We start from the raw sequence: 19,567 nt of genomic DNA, 5'->3' as shown, positions 1-19,567 counted from the left end.
AAGCAGCTCATTCACTCAGCAAGCGAACGAGTCTGACGCTCTCAGCACCAGCCGGGACGGAACCTGCCCGGTTGCCCATTCAAGACAAAGGAGTTGCGCGTGCTTGGCTCTCGCAACGCACGGCGCTCAGCCTACCCGGCCATCCGGGCGGTCTTTCACCTTTTGGGCGAAATCCCGTTCTCTGTCCTGCTCCGCAGGACTCCGATTCATCCCCCGACTGAAGCCGGAAGCGTCCTCGGAGGTTTCCAGTGAGCCGCCACCCGGACGGGCCCACCCGGTCCGGGGTCTCCGCCTCCCCGTCCGGCCGGGGAATCCGGCGTCGGACGGGCTCCCGTACGCTCGCACGTGTACCCCCACGACCTCGTGCAGGCACACCCTCGTGGCGGCACGAGGACGTGAAGCCGCGATCTGGAGAGAGCACCGCCGTGAGCACCCACCCCTTCCTCGGTCTGGCCCCGCTGAGCGCCCCGCACTTCGCCTCGATCGAGGACCGCGTGGCACGGCTGCTGCGCACCACGCAGGACGTCGTGATCATGCAGGGTGAGGCGCTGCTGCCGCTGGAGGGCGCGATCCGCGCGGCCGCGGGCCCCGGCACGACCGCCCTGAACGTCGTCACGGGCCCCTACGGGCAGACCTTCGGAAACTGGCTGCGGGACTGCGGCGCCACGGTGATCGACCTGGCGGTGCCGTTCCACACCGCGGTGACGGCCGGGCAGATCCGCGAGGCGTTCGCCGGACATCCGGAGATCGACTTCGTCTCCCTGGTGCACGCGGAGGCGGCCACCGGGAACACCAACCCGGTCGCGGAGATCGGCGAGGCGGTGCGGGAGCACGGGGCGCTGTTCTACCTGGACGCGGTGGCGTCGGTCGGGGCGGAGCCGGTGCTGCCGGACGCGTGGGGCGTGGACCTGTGCGTGATCGGGGCGCAGAAGGCGATGGGCGGTCCGGCGGGCGTGTCGGCGGTGTCGGTGAGCGAGCGGGCGTGGGCCCGGATGGCGGCGAACCCGCGGGCGCCGCGCCGCTCGTACCTGTCGCTGCTGGACTGGAAGGAGCGCTGGATCGACGGGGGCCGTACGGCGCTGCCGCACGCGCCGGCCCAGTTGGAGATGCTGGCGCTTCAGGCGTGCGTGGAGCGCATCGAGGCGGTGGGCCTGGACACGGTGACGGGGCGGCATGCGGCGGCCGCCGCGGCGACGCGGGCGGGGGCGCTCGCGCTGGGCGGCGGCCTGGTGCCGTACGTCCACGAGGCGTCCGAGGCGGCTCCGGTCGCCACGACCCTGCGGGCCCCGTCGGGCACGGTGGCCGCGGAGCTGGTGGCCCGCGCCCTGGCCGTGGACCCGGCGCTCCCGCTGGCCGCGGGGGGCGGGGCACTGGCCAAGGAGATGATCCGCGTCAACCACTACGGCTCCGACGCGACCCGGGGCGCGGTACGCGCGAGCCTGGCGGCGCTGGGCACCGCGCTGGCGGGGCAGGGCCTGACGGTGGACGTGCAGGGCGCCCTGAGCGCGGCCGACGACGCCTGGCGGTGAGCCCCGCGCGGGACGGCTCCGGAGCGGAGCGGGAGTGTGCCGGCGGCGCGACGGGGACATGAGCGGCCGACCGGCCACGGGTGACCGAATCGCGAATTCCACAGGATTACCGGAAGTAATCAGGGGCACTATTGCCCGGCATTCTCCCGCTTATTTCAATACAATCTTTCAGAGCAGCTTCCCACGTTCTTCTGCCCGCTTTTCTCGAACCTAAACGCACCGATTCAGCGGGGCGTGAAGCGGCACATCCGGGGCCCCCTCACGGGAGTTACGTACTTGTGACCGGCTCCACAGCGCGACCGATTTGCGCCTTGTATTCACTGCAAAACGGGGCATCTCGCCGAGGTCCCGCTTGCGGCTTCACGCCCGCGCGATAACATAGTTCAAGCCACCAGGTAACCCCGGCAGCCGATGCATTTTCGAATTTACCTGGGTAAGTTGAATTCACATGACTGCCGCTCAAGCAGACCCGCAGATCGACCGCCCCGCCCTGGCGGACGGAGCCGCATTGTGGCGGATAGCGAGGGACTCGAAAACCCTCGACCTGAACTCGTCGTACAGCTATCTCCTGTGGTGCCGGGACTTCGCCGCCACATCGGCCGTCGCACGCGACGCCGGCGGGGAGCCGATCGGCTTCGTCACCGGCTACCTGCGGCCGGACAGCCCGCACACCCTGCTCGTCTGGCAGGTCGCGGTGGACGAGGCGCACCGGGGCCGTGGTCTGGCCGCCGCTCTGCTCGACGGTCTGGTCGCACGGACCACCACGGAACACGGAGTGAACACCGTGGAGACCACCATCACCCCGGGGAACACCGCCTCCGAGCGTCTGTTCACCGCGTTCGCCGAACGCCGCGGCGCCCGGCTGGAGCGCGAGGTGCTGTTCGAGGCCGACCGGTTCCCCGACGGACCGCACGACCCCGAGGTGCTGTACCGCATCGGTCCCCTCACCCCCTGACCTCCGGCCCCGCGCACGAAGAAGTGCGTCACTCCGCCGATCCCGACTCCCTACGACCTCCCACGCCATCGAGGAGCGATTCGTCGTGACCATCACCCAGCCCGATCTGAGCGTCTTCGAGACCCTTGAGTCCGAGGTGCGCAGCTACTGCCGTGGCTGGCCCACCGTCTTCGACCGCGCACACGGCAGCCACATGTACGACGAGGACGGCCACGAGTACCTCGACTTCTTCGCCGGAGCCGGTTCACTCAACTACGGCCACAACAACCCCGTACTGAAACGGGCGCTGATCGACTATCTGGAGCGGGACGGCGTCACCCACGGGCTCGACATGTCGACGACGGCCAAACGCGCGTTCCTGGAGTCCTTCCAGAACTGGATCCTGCGCCCGCGCGACCTGCCGTACAAGGTCATGTTCCCGGGCCCGACGGGCACCAACGCCGTCGAGTCGGCACTGAAGCTGGCCCGGAAGGTGAAGGGGCGCGAGTCGATCGTGTCGTTCACCAACGCCTTCCACGGCATGTCGCTGGGCTCCCTCGCCGTGACCGGCAACGCCTTCAAGCGGGCCGGGGCCGGTATCCCGCTGGTGCACGGCACGCCCATGCCGTTCGACAACTACTTCGACGGCACGGTCGAGGACTTCCTGTGGTTCGAGCGGCTGCTGGAGGACCAGGGCTCCGGCCTCAACAAGCCGGCCGCCGTGATCGTCGAGACCGTGCAGGGCGAGGGCGGCATCAACGTCGCCCGGCCCCAGTGGCTGCGCGCCCTGTCCGAGCTGTGCGCACGCCAGGACATGCTGCTCATCGTCGACGACATTCAGATGGGCTGCGGCCGCACCGGCGCCTTCTTCTCCTTCGAGGAGGCGGGCATCACCCCGGACATCGTCACCGTGTCCAAGTCGATCAGCGGCTACGGCCTGCCCATGGCGCTGACCCTGTTCAAGCCCGAGCTGGACGTCTGGGAGCCGGGCGAGCACAACGGCACCTTCCGCGGCAACAACCCGGCCTTCGTCACGGCGACCGCCGCCCTGGAGGCCTACTGGGCCGACGGGTCGGCGATGGAGAAGCAGACCCGTTCGCGCGGCGAGCAGGTCGAGCAGTCACTGGTCGCCATCGCCGAGGAGAACCGCGCCGACGTGAAGGAGTACCGCGGTCGCGGGCTGGTGTGGGGCATGGAGTTCCACGACAAGGAGCGCGCGGGGCGGATCGCCGCGCGGGCCTTCCAGCTCGGGCTGCTGATCGAGACCTCCGGCCCGGAGAGCGAGGTCGTCAAACTCCTCCCGGCCCTGACCATCACCCCGGACGAGCTGGACGAAGGGCTGAGGACGCTGGCCCGCGCCGTCCGCGAGACCGCCTGAACCGGCCCGAACCGCCTGGGCCGCCTGAACCGCCCGAACCGCCTGTCGAACCGTCCGGGCCCCGGCTTCGGCCCGGGGTCCGGACGGCCCGCAGGCACCGTCACCACCGTCACCATGACCAAGGAGGCATCGCAGCACCGTGATTGTCCGTTCCTTCAAGGAGCTCGAGGGCACCGACCGACACGTGAAGTCCGCGTCGGGCACCTGGGAGAGCAAGCGCATCGTCCTCGCCAAGGAGAACGTCGGGTTCTCCTTGCACGAGACCGTCCTGTACACCGGTACGGAGACGTCGATGTGGTACGCCAACCACATCGAGGCCGTCGTCTGTGTGGAGGGAGAGGCAGAGCTCACCGACCACGACTCCGGGCTGACGCACACGATCACGCCCGGGACCATGTACCTCCTCGACGGGCACGAGAAGCACACGCTGCGGGTGAAGAAGGACTTCCGCTGCATCTGCGTCTTCAATCCGCCCGTGACCGGACGGGAGGACCACGACGAGAACGGCGTATACCCGCTGCTCACCGAGGAGGTGTGAGGTTCCATGACCACCGTGACCCCCAGCACCGAGACGCACGTCCCCGACCTCTATCCCACCCGCGGCTCGGCCGAGGTCATCACCCCGCGGCAGGACCCGGTCGTCTGGGGCGCCCCGGACGCGCCCGGCCCGATCACGCCGGCCGACCTCGGGTCGTTCGAGCGTGACGGCTTCCTCGCCGTCGATCGGCTGATCGCCGAGGACGAGGTCGCCGTCTACCGGGACGAGCTGAACCGGCTGGTCGCCGACCCGGCGATCCGGGCCGACGAGCGGTCGATCGTCGAACCGCAGTCCAAGGAGATCCGCTCGGTCTTCGAGGTCCACCGGATCAGCGAGGTGTTCGCACGGCTGGTCCGCGACGAGCGGGTGGTCGGCCGGGCCCGGCAGATCCTCGGCTCGGACGTGTACGTCCACCAGTCCCGGATCAACGTCAAGCCGGGCTTCGGGGCCAGTGGCTTCTACTGGCACTCGGACTTCGAGACCTGGCACGCCGAGGACGGTCTGCCGCGGATGCGGACGGTGTCCGTGTCGATCGCGCTGACCGAGAACTTCGACACCAACGGCGGGCTCATGATCATGCCGGGGTCGCACAAGACGTTCCTCGGGTGTGCGGGGGCCACACCGAAGGACAACTACAAGAAGTCGCTGCAGATGCAGGACGCGGGCACCCCCTCCGACGAGGGACTGACCGCGCTGGCGTCCGAGTACGGCATCAGGCTGTTCACCGGCGCGGCCGGCTCGGCGACGTGGTTCGACTGCAACGCCATGCACGGCTCCGGGGACAACATCACGCCGTTCCCGCGCAGCAATGTGTTCATCGTGTTCAACAGCGTCGACAACACGGCCGTCGAGCCGTTCGCGGCGCCGATCCGGCGTCCCGAGTACATCGGGGCACGGGACTTCACACCGGTGAGGTGAGCGCGGAACCTGGAGCAGCGGGACCTGGAACAGGTGCCGCGAACGCGTGACGTGCGCGCCGCGACTGCGGGCCGGTCCTCCTCGTGCGGTAGGGGAGGCACCGGCCTGCTGCCGTGTGCGGGACCGGGCCGGTGCGGGGCCCCGGCCTGCTCAGCCGGACAGTCAGCCGGACAGGACGTCCAGCAGCCGGTCCACGTCGGACGGGGTGTTGTAGAGGTGGAAGGACGCCCGCAGATGGCCGGCCCGGTCGGACAGAGTGAGGCCGGCCCGGTCCAACTCGGGCTCGAGACGGCCCAGTTCCGGCACGGAGACGATGGCCGAGCCGGGTGCAGGCACGGGCTCGTGGCCCAGCGCGGCGAGCCCCGCCCGGAAGCGGTCGGCGAGGGCGAGGTCATGGGCGTGGATCGTCTCCACACCGATCTCCTCGACGAGTTCGAGGGAGGCGCGCAGTCCCGCGTAGGTGAACAGGGCCGGGCTCACGTCGAACCGGCGGGCCGAGCAGGCGAGTTCGGTGACGGGCCCGTAGCAGCTGTCCCAGGGCCTCTCCGCCGCGACCCACCCCGCCTGCACCGGGGTCAGCCCACCGAAGTCCTCCGGCACGACGAGGAAGGCCGCCCCGTGCGGGCCGAGCAGCCACTTGTGGACGATGGAGACGGAGTAGTCGTGGGCGCCGGCCTCGACCGGCAGCCAGCCGGCCGCCTGGGAGAAGTCGACGTAGGTGCGCGCGCCGTGCTCCCCGGCCGCCTCCCGCAGCGCCGGCAGATCGGCGATCCGGCCGTCGGCGGACTGCACGGCACTCACCGCGACCAGGGCGGTGTCCGGACGGACGGACCCGGCGAGCCGCTCCAGGGGGACGGCCCGCACCTTGAGGTCCCCGCGTACGTGGAACGGATTGAGCACCGAGGCGAAGTCGCCTTCGACGGTGAGGACTTCGGCGCCCGGCGGCAGTGCGGCCGCGATCAGCCCGGTGCAGAGAGCGGCGGTGGCGCCGGCCGCCACGCGCTCGACGGGGACGCCGGCCAGCCGGGCGTAGGCGGCCCGGCACGCCTCGACGTCGTCGAACAGCGGATCCAGCGGGCCGCCCTCGGCCCTCAGCCGCACGGCCTCCTCGAGGGCGGTCACCGTACGCGCGGGCAGCAGGCCGCTGCTCGCGGTGTTCAGGAAGGTGTTCTTCGGGGTGAACTCGGCACGGACGAGGTTCGCGAAGGTCTCCATGGGCCCACTCTGCGGTCCCGGATCCTCCCCGTCCACCGGCTTTCGGGCCCGTCCGGCGCGGTCAGCTCTGCGGGACCGCGCAGCCGTCGGGGCCGCAGGCCTCCGCGTCGCCGTCGACGATCTTCAGCGGCGACCGCTCGCCCCACGCCTGGGTCAGCGCCTGGGTGAACACCTCGGCGGGCTGGGCGCCGGAGACGCCGTACGTGCGGTCGAGGACGAAGAAGGGCACGCCCCGCGCACCGAGTTCCGCGGCTTCCCGCTGGTCCTCGCGCACCTCGGCGGCGTACGCGTCCGGGTCGGCGAGGACCGCGCGGGCGGCGTCGGTGTCGAGGCCGGCGGTGGTGGCGAGTTCGAGGAGGCGTGCGTCGTCGCCGAAGACGGACCGCTCCTCGGCGAAGTTCGCCCGGTAGAGGAGGTCGAGCAGTTCCACCTGGCGGCCCTGGGTGCGGGCGAAGTGCAGCAGGCGGTGCATGTCGAAGGTGGCTCCGTGGTCGCGGCCCCGGGTGCGGTACGGCAGTCCCTCGGCCTCGGCCTGCGCGCCGAGGTTGTCCTCACCGGCCTCGGCCTGTGCCTGGCTCATGCCGTACTTCTTGGTCAGCATCGTGAGCACGGGCTGGATGTCGTCCTTGGCCCGGCCGGGGTCCAGCTCGAAGGAGCGGTGCACCACCTCGACGTCGTCACGGTGCGGGAACTCGCCGAGCGCCTTCTCGAACCGCGCCTTGCCGACATAACACCAGGGGCACGCGATGTCCGACCAGATTTCGACACGCATCGTTCAGGCACTCTCCCGGTCGTGGGGACACGGAGACTCCCTCCGCTGCCTGCGTGAACGTTCAACCAGTGGGGTTCATTCCCCCGGCACGGCGAAGCACAGGTGGAGGTGGTGGTCGTCCTCGGCGGGCGGACGCCCCGGGTCCGGGATCCAGCCCCGGCGGGTGTAGAAGGCCTGGGCCCGCCGGTTGTCGGCGTGCACCTCGAGCACGGCGGTCCGCCGTCCGTTCGCCCGCCACTCCTCGACGCAGGCGGTGTGCAGGGCCGTGCCGATGCCGGCGCGCCACTGGCCCGGGTCGACGTGGAACTGGAACAGCTTGACCGTGTCGGCGGGAGCGCCCGGCGGGGTGCGGAACGAGGCGATGCCGGCCAGGTGGCCGTCCCGCACCGCGCACAGCACCTGCCCGTCGGGGTGCTCGACGGCCTCCCGCCAGCGCGCCGGCCAGTCGGTGCCGTCCTCGGGGAGGCCGTCCGGGTAGTACGTGGACCGGGCGCGCAGGTGCAGCGCGGCGATGTCCGCGGCCTCGGCCGCCAGGGCCGTCCTGATCACCAAGGAGTCCACGGTCCGGTGCGATTCGATCATGCACTGCAGGACGTTCCCCGGCGGGCGGTGGTTCCCGGTGGGCCGGCCTCCGCCGCGTTCCGTCGCGGGGGCCCGTCCGGCGGATCCTGCCGGACGGGCCCTGCGTACCGTGCCGTGCCGGGTGCGCGCTCAGCGCTCCAGGCCGCCGTTGAAGCGGCGGGGCAGTTTCTGCGGGTTGTCGTCGCGCAGTTCCGGCGGCAGGAGGGCGGCCGGGCTGTTCTGGTAGGCGACGGGACGCAGCCAGCGCTCGATGGCGGTGCCGCCGACCGAGGTGGAGGTGGAGGTGGTCGCCGGGTACGGGCCGCCGTGGTGCTGGGCCGGGGCGACCGCGACACCGGTCGGCCAGGCGTTGACGAGCACCCGGCCGGCGAGCGGGGTCAGTTCGGCGAGGATCTCCGCGCCCCGGCCCTGTCCGGCGCCCTCCTCCTCGGACAGGTGGACGGTGGCGGTGAGGTTGCCGGGGAGGCGGGTCAGGACGGAGCGGACCTCGGTGTCGTCCTCGTAGCGGACCACGACGGTGACCGGTCCGAAGCACTCCTCCAGCAGCAGGTCGTGCTCGCCCTCCGTGGCGAGCCTGCTCGCCGGGACGGTGAGGAACCCGGCGCTGACCGTGTGCTCGCCGCCCGCGCCCGGGGTCACCGGGGACTCCACGTCGGGCAGTTGGGCGCGCTCGGCGACCCCGGCGACGAAGTTGTCGCGCATCCGGTGGTCGAGCAGGACGCCGGCGTCGGCGGCGCTGACGGCGTCGGTCAGGGACGTGACGAGGCGGTCGCCGGCCGCGCCCGCCGGGGCCAGGACGAGGCCCGGCTTGACGCAGAACTGGCCGACGCCCAGCGTCATCGAACCGGCGAGACCGGCCCCGATCGCCTCGGCGCGCTCGGCGGCGGCGGCCTCGGTGACCAGGACCGGGTTCAGGGAGCCCAGCTCGCCGTGGAACGGGATCGGGACCGGGCGGGCGGCCGCCGCGTCGAAGAGGGCGCGTCCGCCGCGCACCGAGCCGGTGAAGCCGGCCGCCGCGACCAGCGGGTGCCGGACCAGTTCGACGCCGGCCTCGAAGCCGTGCACCAGGCCGAGCACGCTCTCGGGGATGTCGTGCCGGGCCGCCGCGCGGCGCAGCACCCTGGCGACCAGCTCGGACAGGCCCGGGTGGTCGGGGTGGGCCTTGACGACCACCGGGCAGCCGGCCGCGAGCGCGCTCGCGGTGTCGCCGCCGGGGACGGAGAAGGCGAAGGGGAAGTTGGAGGCCGAGTAGACGGCGACGACCCCCAGCGGGACCTTGTAGCGGCGCAGGTCCGGGACGGGCGGGGTCGCGGTGTCGTCGGGGTGGTCGATGACGACGTCGAGGAAGGCGCCCTCCTCGACGATGCCGGCGAAGGCCCGCAACTGGTAGCAGGTGCGGGCGAGTTCGCCGGTCAGCCGGACCGGGCCGAGGGCGGTCTCGGCGTCGGCGGCCTCGACGAGCCGGTCCCTGGCCGCCTCGAGTTCGTCGGCGGCACTGCGCAGGAAGGCCGCGCGGACGATGCGGTCGGCCAGGGCGCCCCGCGCGTCGTGCGCGGCCCGGACGGCGGCGTCCACCTCCTGAACCGTGGCCTCCACCGCGACCTGTTCCCGCTGTTTCCCGGTACGGGGGTCGACGCTCCAGACTGGTGCTGCTGCCACCGCGAGTCCCTCCACTTGACTGCCGCCCACAATGCCGGAGTATGTACGTCACCCATCGGCGGCGTTCGATATACTGAACACTGTCTCTGATGATGAATGTGCTGCTGGAGACTATAACTTCAGCTTCTCGTCGAACGAAGGGTCAAGGGCATGTCGGCTGGCGAGACGGGCGGCGGCGCACAGGTCAAGTCCGCGGTGCGGACCGTTGAACTGCTCGAGTACTTCGCCGGACGCCCCGGTATGCACTCCCTGGCGGCGGTCCAGGAGGCCGTCGGCTACCCCAAGTCCAGCCTCTACATGCTGCTGCGCACCCTCGTCGACCTCGGCTGGGTGGAGACGGACGCGACGGGCACCCGGTACGGCATCGGCGTGCGGGCGCTGCTCGTGGGCACGTCCTACATCGACGGCGACGAGGTGGTGGCGGCGGCCCGTCCCACCCTGGACCGGCTCTCGGACGACACCACGGAGACCATCCACCTGGCCCGGCTCGACGGCACCAACGTCGTCTATCTGGCCACCCGGCAGTCGCAGCACTACCTGCGCCCCTTCACCCGGGTCGGCCGCCGGCTGCCCGCGCACTCGACGTCGCTCGGCAAGGCGCTGCTGAGCACGTACCCGGACGAGCAGGTGCGCAAGATGCTCCCGCAGACGCTGCCCGCCCTCACCGAGAACACCATCACGGACCGGGAGAAGCTCATCGAGGAGCTGCACCAGGTGCGCGAGCAGGGCTTCGCCGTGGACCGCGAGGAGAACACGCTCGGGCTGCGCTGCTTCGGGGTGGCGATCCCCTACCGCACGCCCGCGCGGGACGCGATCAGCTGCTCGGTGCCGGTCGCCCGGCTCACCCCCGCACACGAACAGATGGTCAAGGACGCCCTGTTCGACGCGCGCGACCGGCTGACCCTGGCCACCCGGAGGCTCTGACCGCACGGGCGGCCCCGCGCGCGGGGCCGCCGCGGGGTACGGATTCCGGTGACGACGGGCCGTCCACCGTTCGACCCGTCACACAGTCCCCTGGATGATCACTGCTACGCTCCGGAACCCGCACGGCCGACCCCTGACATGCGCGTGTCGTCCACAGGGCACGCACCGTCACATCCGTGGGCTCGCCCGGCATTCGACACCGCTGCGAGGGGAGGTGGCCCGTGGGTGCGCTCGTCGACGACGCCGCCTCCGTGGAGTTCCACGCCTTCTTCGAGCGTCACTACGCCGAACTGTCCCGTCTGGCCTGGCTGCTGACGGGCGAGGCGGACGCCGCCGACGACCTGGCCGCGGACGCGCTGCTGGCCCTGTGGCACCGCTGGGACCGGGTGCGCGCCGCCGAGCATCCGGTGGCGTACGCGCGGGGCGTGGTCGCCAACATGGCGCGTACCCGCATCCGCGGCGCGGTGCGCGAGCGGCGCCGGATCGCCCTGTTCTGGCCGCAGCGTGAGGAGCGGGTCGAGAATCCGGACGTCGCGGGCGTGCTGGATGTGCGGGAGGCGTTGCGCAGACTGCCGTTCCGCAAGCGGGCGTGTGTGGTGCTGCGGCACGCCTTCGACCTGTCGGAGAAGGACACCGCGCTGGCCCTGGGCGTCTCGGTGGGTACGGTGAAGAGCCAGACCTCGAAGGGGATGGCCGAACTGCAGCGGCTGCTGGGCACGGCGGAGGTGCCCCGAAGGGTGCACGCCGCGGCGGGGCACCCGGGGAAGCCCGCCGGCGAGGACACGGGAAGGGACCGATGACGATGCGGCGGGACGTGCACGAGGAGCTGCGCGCCCGGCTGCACGAGACGGCCGGGGAGCACGAGCCCGACCGGGAGCGCATCCTGGCCCGGGTCGAACGCGGCATGGCCCGGCCGGCCCGGCCCGGCCGCCGGGCCACCCGCCCTCCGGTGCTCGGGTGGATCCGGGTGGCGGGCACGACGGCCGCGGTCGCCGGAGTGCTCGCGGCGGGCGGCTTCGCGGTCGCGTCCGTGGTGACGGGCGAGGAGCCTCCCGCACAGCGAAAGGTGGCGGTCTCGCCGGCACCGGAGCCCACACCGTCGCCGGACGCGACGAGCCGGGCGCCCCTGCCGCCGGCGCAGCCGTCGACGGGCCCCCCGAAGGAGACCGGCGAGCCGGGCTCGGCACCGGCCCGGACCCCGGGGACGGAGACGCCCACGACGAAGGCACCGGGGACCACGCCTCAGCCCCGAGGCGTCGAGGACGGGCCGCTGTGGTCGGACGGCTCGGTGGACCGGCACAGCAACGAGTTCTGGGCGCAGAGCAACATCACCCTGAAGACCACCGAGCCGCTGACCGCGCTCACCGTGGAGCTGCGGATCGCGCAGACCGGCGGGGTCTCCTCCACGGGCGCCTGGCGTTCCCTGCCCGAGGAGGACTTCCTGCTGACCACCGACGAGCGGGACGGCTTCCTCGTCCACACCTGGACCCTCAAAAAGGGGCGCACCGTCACGCCGGGCGAGTGGGTCTTCGCGGGGCAGTACGACCACGCGCGCGGCGGCCGGGACGCCGGGGGCGACACGTACACCGCGACGGCCGCCACCGGCTCCGAACGGCTTCTGGTGGGCGGCGACTTCGCGGCCCGGGACGACTGACGCGCGGTGCGGTTCCCGCCGTTCGCCCGCGGGGCGGACGACGGGCCGCGGGTGGCCGACGGGAAGCCGGAAAAAACCTCCCGGTCGCGGCAACCCTTTCCCGTCCTGCGGCAACCAAGAGGCGAAACGATTCCCCTCTTGCAAGGAACGAGCATGACTGCACGAGCCGAACAGCGCGTCTCCCACCGCCGCCGGACCGGCAGAAGGCGGGCGGTGATCGCCGGAGTCTCCGCGCTCGGCATCACGGGGGCGGCGGTCGTCACCTCGACGATGCTGTCCACCGCGAGCGCCGCCTCCTCGTGGCCCAAGGACACCGGCGGCAAGCCGGTGTCGAAGACCGTCCCGGTCTCCGGGGTCCTCGACGGCGGCATGAAGAAGTACTACGGCACCGGTGATCTGGGCGGCGACAGCCAGGACGAGGGCCAGGACCCGATCTTCGAGCTGGCCGACGGTGCCACGCTCAAGAACGTCGTCATCGGCACCCCGGCCGCCGACGGCGTGCACTGCAAGGGCAGTTGCACACTGCAGAACGTGTGGTGGCTGGATGTCGGCGAGGACGCCGCCAGCTTCAAGGGCAAGTCGTCGTCGGCGCAGTACAAGGTGATCGGCGGCGGCGCGAGGAAGGCCGAGGACAAGGTGCTGCAGTTCAACGGCGCCGGGACGCTGACGGTGAGCGGCTTCCAGGTCGAGGACTTCGGCAAGCTGGTGCGCTCCTGCGGCAACTGCAAGACGCAGTACAAGCGCACGATCGTGCTGAAGGACATCGACCTGACGGTCCCCGGCAAGTCGATCGTCGGCATCAACACCAACTACGGGGACACCGCCACGCTGTCGCAGATCCGCATCCACGGGGACAGCAAGAAGAAGATGAAGACCTGCACCCGCTACCAGGGCAACAACACGGGCAAGGAGCCGAAGGACCTCGGCTCCGGCGCCGACGGGAAGTACTGCAAGTTCTCGGACTCGGACATCACCTACAAGTGACCCGGCCGGGCACCTGACCGGTCCGGGCGGCGGTCCTCACAGGACGGAGTCGAGCCAGGCGTACACCTCGTCCTGCATCGCGTCGTCGAAGACGTGGCCCCTGTCCGGCCACGTCTTCAGCCGCAGCCGGTCCTCGGCGCCCTGGGAGCGCCAGACGGCACGCAGCCTGTCGTAGGCGGTGCGCACCCCGTCGGCGGGGAACAGGGCGTCGAGCCCGCCGTGGAAGAAGAGCATCGGCCGGGGTGCGGCGATGCTCGCCACGTCGGGGATGTCCAGGTGCCGGGCGAGCCCGGGGTGGAGCATGTGGAACGCCGACTGCCCGCGCAGCGTGTTGTTCCCGGGCACCATCATCTCCTTCAGCCCGGTCATCCAGCACACGCTCGCCGCCGCCGCGACGTGGTCGCTGAGCGCGGCCACCTGCCAGGCCCGGTAGCCGCCCATGGAGAAGCCGAGGGCGGCTACCCGGCGCGCGTCCACCCGGTCGAGGCCGGCCAGGAAGGCGGCGGCCCGCTGGTCCTCGCGGGCGTGGAGTCCAGCGAGCGAGGAGCCGAGGTGGAAGAGGTTGCTCGCCAGTTCCTGCTGCCGCTCGTAGACCAGCGGCCCCCGCTCCCCCCAGCCGAGGGCGTCCAGGCAGAGCACCACATGGCCGCGCCGGGCGAGTTCGTCGCCGACGAAGCGCCCGGCGAAGTACCGCTCGGCCCACTGTTCGGCGGAGGCGAGCCGGGTGTCGTCGTACCAGGGCCTCACGCCCTTCTCCTTGCCGATGTCGAAGCGGGAACCGTGGTCGTGCAGGAGCAGCACGGCCGGGAAGGGCCCGGCGCCCCGCGGGGTGAGCAGGGCGCCGCGGACCCTGCCGTACCGGGTGAGCGAGAGCTCCACGCACTGGCGGGTGCAGCCGTCCCCGTCCGGGCCCGCGGTGAACTCGGGCGCGTACGGTGTGCCGTCCTGGTCCGCCACGACGAGCAGTTCCCCGACCTTGTCCCGGGCCGCCCGCCGCCACGCCGGGAAGTCCCGGACGGGTGAGGTGCCCCAGGCCAGCGGGAACGTCAGGTCGTCCTTGAGCGCCGGATGGAGGCCGGGCGGGCCGGGCGGGGCGGGGGTCATGTGCCGGTCCGGGGGTGCCAGTCGCCGAGGTGGCTCTCGCGGGTGTGGGCGGCGGCCTGGGCGCGGGTGAGCTGGGGCCGGTTCTCGGGGACGGTGACCACGGCGCCGGGACCGGAGTTGCGGTACTCGGCGAAGCGCTGGTCCTGCCAGGGGTGACCGCTCGCCATGTCGGTGTACGGCGCGACGGCGTCGATGCCGGGGCCGAGGTGGGTGTCGCGGACGGTGAGCATCGGGCGGGCGGTGGGGTCGGAGCTGGGCACCCAGGGGCGGGCCAGTTTGTAGTGGCCGTCGGGTGCATCGCTGCTGATCCTGCTCCGTGTGACGAGGTAGCCGCGCGGGTTGGCGCCGGCCGTGGAGGGCGCGAAGACGAAGCCGTGCGGGGCCCCGGCCAGGTCCGGGCGGATCAGGGCGCGGAAGTGGCAGTGCGCGAAGACGGCGGTCGCCCGGCCGAACACGAAGTCGACGTCGCCCTCGGCGTAGCAGTGGGAGAAGTACTGGCGGGCGAAGGTGCCGAGCGCCGCGGAGTCCGCGTACAGGGTGTCCTGGTGGCCGAGGAAACGGCAGTGCGCGAAGGCGCTGCGGTCGCCCTGCACCTTCAGGGCGACGGCCTGGGTGCCGCTTGTGCCGGGATGGTCGGCGCGCAGCCAGTCGTTGGCGAAGGTGATCCAGCGGGCGGTGAAGCCGTCGGGGCGCACGGTGGTGGTGGCGGAGCCGGAGGTTCCGTGGTTTCCGGAGCCGTCCGGTTTCGGGGTGCCCGCCGCGTTGTCGTACACGATCACGACGTCACGGGGGCTTTGCGAGGCGCCGATCCAGGTCATGTCGGTGCGGTCGGCGGCCACGGACACCGTCTCCCGGTAGGTGCCCGGGGCCAGGACGAGGACGCGGCCGGTGCCGGTCGCGGCGGTCACGGCCGCCTGGACGGAGGTGAAGTCACCGGCGCCGCCGGGGTGGACGTACAGGGTTCGGGGGGTCAGGCGGTCGGCCGGCGAACCGTACCGGCCGAACGGGCGGCGCGGGTGGGAGGCCGCCCGGGCGGGTGCCTCGGCCGCCAGGGCCGGCGCGGTGGCGGCCACCGCGCCGGCCAGCAGCAGACCCCTCCGGGACACGGGCAGCGAGGAGGGCATGCGGGGCTCCTTCGGTACGGGGAGGACCGGGGCGGGCGCGCGCCACAGTGGGGGTGGAGCGCGCCCGCCCCGGCGAATGGGGGTGCGGGGGTGTCAGGGGGTGTCAGGGGGTGTCAGCCGATGCGGCCCGCTCCCGCGCCGAGCTTGACCAGCGCCGGGACCGCCTGCGCCGGGTGGACGGCGGTGCGCAGGGTGGGGGTCCAGCCGGCGCCGGAGCGCAGGGGCGTCCCGGGGTTCTCCGCGTTGTGCAGGCCGATCAGGTCGGCCCGCTTGCCGTTGACGCGGTTGTTCCGGTCGGTGAGCGGCGAGTCGTTCCACCGCTTGAGGATCTTCGCCGGGCTGACGCCCTCGGCCAGCGTGAACGCGTTGTGCTCGGCGACGAGCTGGGACTCCTTGCCGACGCCGAAGCTGTAGCCGTAGCCCTGGCCGGCCACGAAGTGGTTGTTGTAGACGTCGACCTGTCCGAAGCGGACCCGTGGCGCGCGCTCGACCAGCTTCGAGAACAGGTTGTGGTGGAAGGTCACCTTCAGCCTGCCCCGGTCGCCGACGGCCGTGGACTCGCCGTCGCTGTTGCCGATCAGGATCGTCTTGTCGTGCTCGGTGAAGACGTTCCAGGAGGCGGTGACGTAGTCGGCGCCCCGGACGATGTCCAGCTCTCCGTCGTGCTGCTGGTACAGCATCCCGAAGTGGGTGGGGGCCTCGCTGTCGGGGTGGTCGCCGTCGGTGAAGGTGTTGTGGTCCAGCCAGACGTGGGTGGAGCCGTACACGACGGCGGTGTCGTACTCGGAGTTCCAGTTGCCCCGGTCGCCGTCGGTCGGGTCCCACTGCGGGAAGCAGTCCACCGGGCTCTCGAGGGTGAGGTTGCGGACGATGACGTTGTCCACGCCCTTGATCTGCAGGCTGGCGCCCTTGAACCCGGCGTTCCGGCCGACGCCGATGATCGTGGTGTTGGCCGGGATGTTCGCCTTGATGGCGGTGTCCTGGCGGGCGGCCGAGGCCCTGCGCAGGCCCTCGGGGCTGTCGTCGGGCTCGTCGGCCAGGTCCTGTTCCAGGCCCCAGGTCTCGGGCGCGTACGCCCCGAGGTAGTCGTCGAAGTCGTAGCCGGGGGCGGCGAGTGCGTCGCAGCCGTCGGAGACCGCGTCGATCGTCCCCCGCACCTTGATGATCTTCGGGGCGCTGCCGCCGGCCGCCAGGGCGGCCTTGAATCCGGCCCAGTCGCTGACGGTGTGAACGCTCTCGGCGGTGGCCGCGGCACCTCCGGTGGTGCCGGTTCCGTGGGACGCCCAGCCGTCGTTCGCGCCGAGCGTCTGCCGGGCGGCGTCGCGGGGGTGGCCGGGGTGGTGGCCGGAATGGGCCTGGGCGCCGGTGCCGGCCAGGGCCAGCACGAGGGCGGTGCAGCCGGCCAGCGAGGCGGCTCTCACTATGGCATGCCCCTGCCATGTCGGTCTGTTCATGGTGTGACTCTCCCTTTTCTCATTCCTCGCGTGTCTGTGGTGCCTGTGTGTCCGGTGCCGGTGTGTCTGTGGTGAAGGCGTCAGGCGGCGGCGTCCGGCCAGGTGATCCAGGACTCGGGGATCGTCTCGTCCAGCCGGCGCACGTCCCGCGGAGCAAGCACCCGGGTGCGCAGCAACTCCCGGGCGACCAGCCGGGCCACGGCGATCGCGCCGGGCGGGTTGAAGTGCGTGTTGTCCTGCTCGGTCGCCGTCCAGTTGAAGTACTTCTTGGTCTCCTCGACGCCCAGCTCCTGCCACAGCGCCAGCGACAGGGCCTGGACGTCGAGCAGCGCGACCCGCTCCTCGTCGGCCAGCGCCCGCATCGCCGCCGGGTACGCGCCGTGGCTCGGCACGGCGTCGCCGGCCGGGCCGAACCTCCGGCGCTCCACGGGGGTGGCCAGTACGGGCCGCGCCCCGCGGGCCCTTGCCCCGGCGACGTACAGCCGCAGGTGCTCCCGGTACGTCGTCCAGGGCTCGGTTTGACGCCCTCTCCTGCCCGAGGGCAGGAGATTCCGGTCGGTACCGCTTCGCGGTACCACCTCGGGTTCCTGTTTCACAGGCCACTGCCGACCGGTGAGGGTCGGTCTTACACGGCCTCCGCAGGCCTGACTTCCCGCCCGTCCGGCGGTAGGTCCGACAACTCCGTCGTCGGACAAGGCGATCTTAGCCATGCCGCCGCGCCCCTTCGGGCCACTACGGGCAGGATGCCCTACACCTCCACCCTGAAGGGTGGAGCACTGGGCAAGTGTTCGGTAGCGGCTCGGGTCGGTGGCCTTCTCGTCGTTGTGCGCGAACTGGATCAGCAGGAGGTCATCGGGCCGGATGGCGTCGAGGACGGCGTCGAGCCGCCCCTCGTCGACGAAGCTCTTCGCACTCCGTCCGTTCACCGCGTGGTTGGCGACCACGAGGTCATGGCGGAGCAGGAAGGGGAGCGCCGTGCCCCATCCGGTCTCCGGTGCCGCGTCGGCGTACTTCTGGGCCGCGGTGGAGTCCCCGGCGATGTGGAGGGTGCGGGGCCGGGGCCGTCGGGGCGCGGCCTGGGCGGTGCCGGTCACGGTGAGGGCGAGGGGGAGGCCGAGTCCGGCGGCGGAAACCTGTCGGCGGGTGAGCGACACAAGCCTGTGCCTTTCAGCAAGGGTCCAAAAGAGCGCCTCTCGGGGCGCGGGACTGTACCTGTGTGCGGGCCGGCCGCGCCGCGGGGGCGCGGCCGGGTGCGGGGACGGCCGCGGCCCTCGGCGAACGGGCCGGCGGCCGCCCCGCGGTGACACCCGGAACCGCTCAGGCCATCTGCTCCTGCCACTCGGCCTGGGCCTCGTTCAGCTGCTCGGCCAGGTTGTCGAGGAAGTCCTTCGCGCTCATGTCCCCGAGCAGCACCTTCTGGAAGTTCGGCTCGTTGTCGGCCTTGGAGATGGTGTTCCAGTCCGGCAGGTAGTACGGCAGCTGGACGATGGTCGTCGACCCGTCGCTCAGCGCGTCCGCGGCCAGCTTGGTCGGCTCCGCCTTCTGGATCCAGTCGTCCTTGGCGGCGTCGAGGTTGGCCGGCACCTGTCCGGCGGACTCGTTGAACTTCGAGTTCGCCTCGGCCGAGACGGCGTACTCGATGAACTTCCAGGCGGCGTCCTTGTTCTTGGAGCTCTGGAACACGCCGAGACCGTCGACCGGGTTGGAGACCTGGACCCGGGCGCCGTCGGGGCCGGTGGGCTGCGGGATGCCCCGGAACGCGTCGTCGCCGAGCGCCTTCACGTGGTCCTGGTACGAACCGAGGTTGTGGTGGAGCATCCCGATCGTGCCGGAGTCCCACTGCGCGACCATCTTGGTGAAGTCGTTGTTCAGGTCGGCGGCGGGAGTGACCTTCTTGAACAGGGCCGCGTACTTCTCCAGGGCCTCGACGTTCTTCGGGTCGTTGACCGTGCTCTTCTCTCCGGTGGAGTCCCAGAACGTGGTGATGCCGGACTGGCCGTACATCGCGTCCAGGGCCTGGGCGATGGAGCCGGCGCCGCCGCGGATGGTGTAGCCGAACTCGTTCTTGCCCTTGTTGCTGAGCTTCTCCGCGGCCTTGAAGAAGCGCTCCCAGCTGGTCGGTTCCTCCAGGCCCGCCTTCTCGAACAGGTCGGTGCGGTAGTAGAGGACGCCGTTGTTCGCGGAGGTCGGGACCGAGTACAGCTTGTCGTCACCGCCGCCGGCGGCGCGCAGCGACTCGATCATGTCCTTGTTGAGCTTGCCGTCGAGGGGCGACTTGCCCAGCCGGTCGTCCAGCGGGGCGAGCGCCTTCTGGGCGGAGAAGCCCGCGAGCATCGACGCGCCGATCCCGCCGACGTCCGGCAGGCCGCCGCCCTGGAGGGCGGTGTCGACCTTGGACTGGTACTCGGTGGCGGCGATCCCGACGTACTCGACGTCGATCTCCGGGTTGGCCTTCTCGAAGTCGGCGATGATCTCCTTCCAGATCGCGGTGCGGACACCGCCGTTGTTGTCCCAGAAGGTGATCTTGCCCGTGCCGCTGCCCTCGGCACCCTTGTCGCCGCCGGCTCCGCTGCCGTCGTCGCCGCAGGCGGTGACGGTCAGCGCGAGCACGGCGCCCAGGGCGACGGCGGCCGACGTCCGGCGCCGGCCCGTGCTGCTTCTGCGATTGCTGATCTTCATTGGTCGGCTCTCTTCTTCTGGTTCGCTTCTGGTTCCGACGGGGTGTGCGGGTGGGGGGCGTCTCGCGGTCGTCCGGTGGTGCTCAGCCACGTGGGGCGGCGTCGGTAAGCGCTTGCCGT

The 19,567-nt window shown here is 71.6% G+C and carries 18 protein-coding genes; 9 read left to right on the top strand and 9 right to left on the bottom strand.

Annotation, left to right across the window (positions count from 1 at the left end):
- Positions 1–425: 425 nt before the first annotated feature.
- From PYS65_RS28145 to thpD, 5 genes are all read left to right on the top strand, one after another.
- Positions 426–1,529 carry a pyridoxal-phosphate-dependent aminotransferase family protein gene (locus PYS65_RS28145; protein WP_279336745.1) on the top strand — a complete coding sequence of 368 codons (1,104 nt, stop codon included), beginning with the start codon at positions 426–428 and terminating at the stop codon, positions 1,527–1,529.
- A gap of 448 nt (positions 1,530–1,977) precedes the next feature.
- Complete coding sequence (ectA, locus tag PYS65_RS28140) at positions 1,978–2,484, top strand: diaminobutyrate acetyltransferase (protein ID WP_279336744.1); 507 nt, start codon at positions 1,978–1,980, stop codon at positions 2,482–2,484.
- Positions 2,485–2,569: 85 nt separating this feature from the next.
- On the top strand, positions 2,570–3,841 hold the full coding sequence (gene ectB / locus PYS65_RS28135; protein ID WP_279336743.1) for a diaminobutyrate--2-oxoglutarate transaminase: 1,272 nt from the start codon (positions 2,570–2,572) through the stop codon (positions 3,839–3,841).
- Between the two features lie 139 nt (positions 3,842–3,980).
- Positions 3,981–4,379 carry an ectoine synthase gene (locus tag PYS65_RS28130; RefSeq protein ID WP_279336742.1) on the top strand — a complete coding sequence of 133 codons (399 nt, stop codon included), beginning with the start codon at positions 3,981–3,983 and terminating at the stop codon, positions 4,377–4,379.
- A 6-nt stretch (positions 4,380–4,385) separates the two neighbouring features.
- Positions 4,386–5,297 (top strand): ectoine hydroxylase, encoded by a 912-nt coding sequence (thpD, locus tag PYS65_RS28125; protein ID WP_279336741.1) that lies wholly within the window; start codon positions 4,386–4,388, stop codon positions 5,295–5,297.
- Positions 5,298–5,459: 162 nt separating this feature from the next.
- Here the strand turns inward: thpD and PYS65_RS28120 are convergent, their stop codons facing one another.
- The 4 genes from PYS65_RS28120 to PYS65_RS28105 form a co-directional block, all read right to left on the bottom strand.
- Positions 5,460–6,512, bottom strand: coding sequence for an aminotransferase class V-fold PLP-dependent enzyme (locus PYS65_RS28120; protein WP_279336740.1), 1,053 nt, complete (start codon positions 6,510–6,512; stop codon positions 5,460–5,462).
- Between the two features lie 61 nt (positions 6,513–6,573).
- Positions 6,574–7,284, bottom strand: coding sequence for a DsbA family oxidoreductase (locus PYS65_RS28115; RefSeq protein ID WP_279336739.1), 711 nt, complete (start codon positions 7,282–7,284; stop codon positions 6,574–6,576).
- Positions 7,285–7,359: 75 nt separating this feature from the next.
- Positions 7,360–7,866 carry a GNAT family N-acetyltransferase gene (locus tag PYS65_RS28110; RefSeq protein ID WP_279336738.1) on the bottom strand — a complete coding sequence of 169 codons (507 nt, stop codon included), beginning with the start codon at positions 7,864–7,866 and terminating at the stop codon, positions 7,360–7,362.
- Positions 7,867–7,995: 129 nt separating this feature from the next.
- Entirely contained in the window at positions 7,996–9,525 is a 1,530-nt protein-coding gene (locus PYS65_RS28105) for an aldehyde dehydrogenase (NADP(+)) (RefSeq protein ID WP_279336737.1), read from the bottom strand.
- A 150-nt stretch (positions 9,526–9,675) separates the two neighbouring features.
- Here PYS65_RS28105 and PYS65_RS28100 point away from each other — a divergent pair, with 150 nt between their 5' ends.
- The 4 genes from PYS65_RS28100 to PYS65_RS28085 all read left to right on the top strand — a co-directional run bounded on the left by PYS65_RS28100 (position 9,676) and on the right by PYS65_RS28085 (position 13,087).
- Positions 9,676–10,449, top strand: a complete 774-nt coding sequence (locus tag PYS65_RS28100) for an IclR family transcriptional regulator (protein ID WP_279336736.1) — start codon at positions 9,676–9,678, stop codon at positions 10,447–10,449.
- Positions 10,450–10,670: 221 nt separating this feature from the next.
- On the top strand, positions 10,671–11,249 hold the full coding sequence (locus PYS65_RS28095; protein ID WP_279336735.1) for a SigE family RNA polymerase sigma factor: 579 nt from the start codon (positions 10,671–10,673) through the stop codon (positions 11,247–11,249).
- Entirely contained in the window at positions 11,246–12,103 is an 858-nt protein-coding gene (locus PYS65_RS28090) for a hypothetical protein (RefSeq protein WP_279336734.1), read from the top strand. Before PYS65_RS28095 ends, PYS65_RS28090 begins: the two co-directional genes overlap by 4 nt.
- Positions 12,104–12,256: 153 nt before the next feature.
- Positions 12,257–13,087, top strand: coding sequence for a pectate lyase (locus tag PYS65_RS28085; RefSeq protein WP_279336733.1), 831 nt, complete (start codon positions 12,257–12,259; stop codon positions 13,085–13,087).
- Between the two features lie 36 nt (positions 13,088–13,123).
- Here the strand turns inward: PYS65_RS28085 and PYS65_RS28080 are convergent, their stop codons facing one another.
- From PYS65_RS28080 to PYS65_RS28060, 5 genes are all read right to left on the bottom strand, one after another.
- Positions 13,124–14,191, bottom strand: a complete 1,068-nt coding sequence (locus PYS65_RS28080; protein ID WP_279336732.1) for a dienelactone hydrolase family protein — start codon at positions 14,189–14,191, stop codon at positions 13,124–13,126.
- A complete protein-coding gene (locus PYS65_RS28075; protein WP_279336731.1) occupies positions 14,188–15,315 on the bottom strand; it encodes a pectinesterase family protein in 1,128 nt (375 codons plus the stop codon). The genes PYS65_RS28080 and PYS65_RS28075 overlap by 4 nt, the downstream gene beginning before the upstream one ends.
- A 113-nt stretch (positions 15,316–15,428) precedes the next feature.
- The gene (locus PYS65_RS28070) at positions 15,429–16,769 is read right to left on the bottom strand and encodes a pectate lyase family protein (protein ID WP_279336730.1); all 1,341 of its coding nucleotides are present in this window, start codon (positions 16,767–16,769) and stop codon (positions 15,429–15,431) included.
- Positions 16,770–16,849: 80 nt separating this feature from the next.
- On the bottom strand, positions 16,850–17,923 hold the full coding sequence (locus tag PYS65_RS28065) for a rhamnogalacturonan acetylesterase (protein WP_279336729.1): 1,074 nt from the start codon (positions 17,921–17,923) through the stop codon (positions 16,850–16,852).
- Positions 17,924–18,086: 163 nt separating this feature from the next.
- Positions 18,087–19,448 carry an ABC transporter substrate-binding protein gene (locus PYS65_RS28060; RefSeq protein ID WP_279336728.1) on the bottom strand — a complete coding sequence of 454 codons (1,362 nt, stop codon included), beginning with the start codon at positions 19,446–19,448 and terminating at the stop codon, positions 18,087–18,089.
- Between the last annotated feature and the right edge of the window lie 119 nt (positions 19,449–19,567).

Origin of the sequence: Streptomyces cathayae, from assembly GCF_029760955.1 — a bacterium.
In the GTDB taxonomy this organism is placed as follows: Bacteria; Actinomycetota; Actinomycetes; order Streptomycetales; family Streptomycetaceae; genus Streptomyces; species Streptomyces cathayae.
The sequence above is the reverse complement of the archived record's forward strand: the minus strand, read 5'-3'. Positions and strand labels throughout refer to the sequence as shown.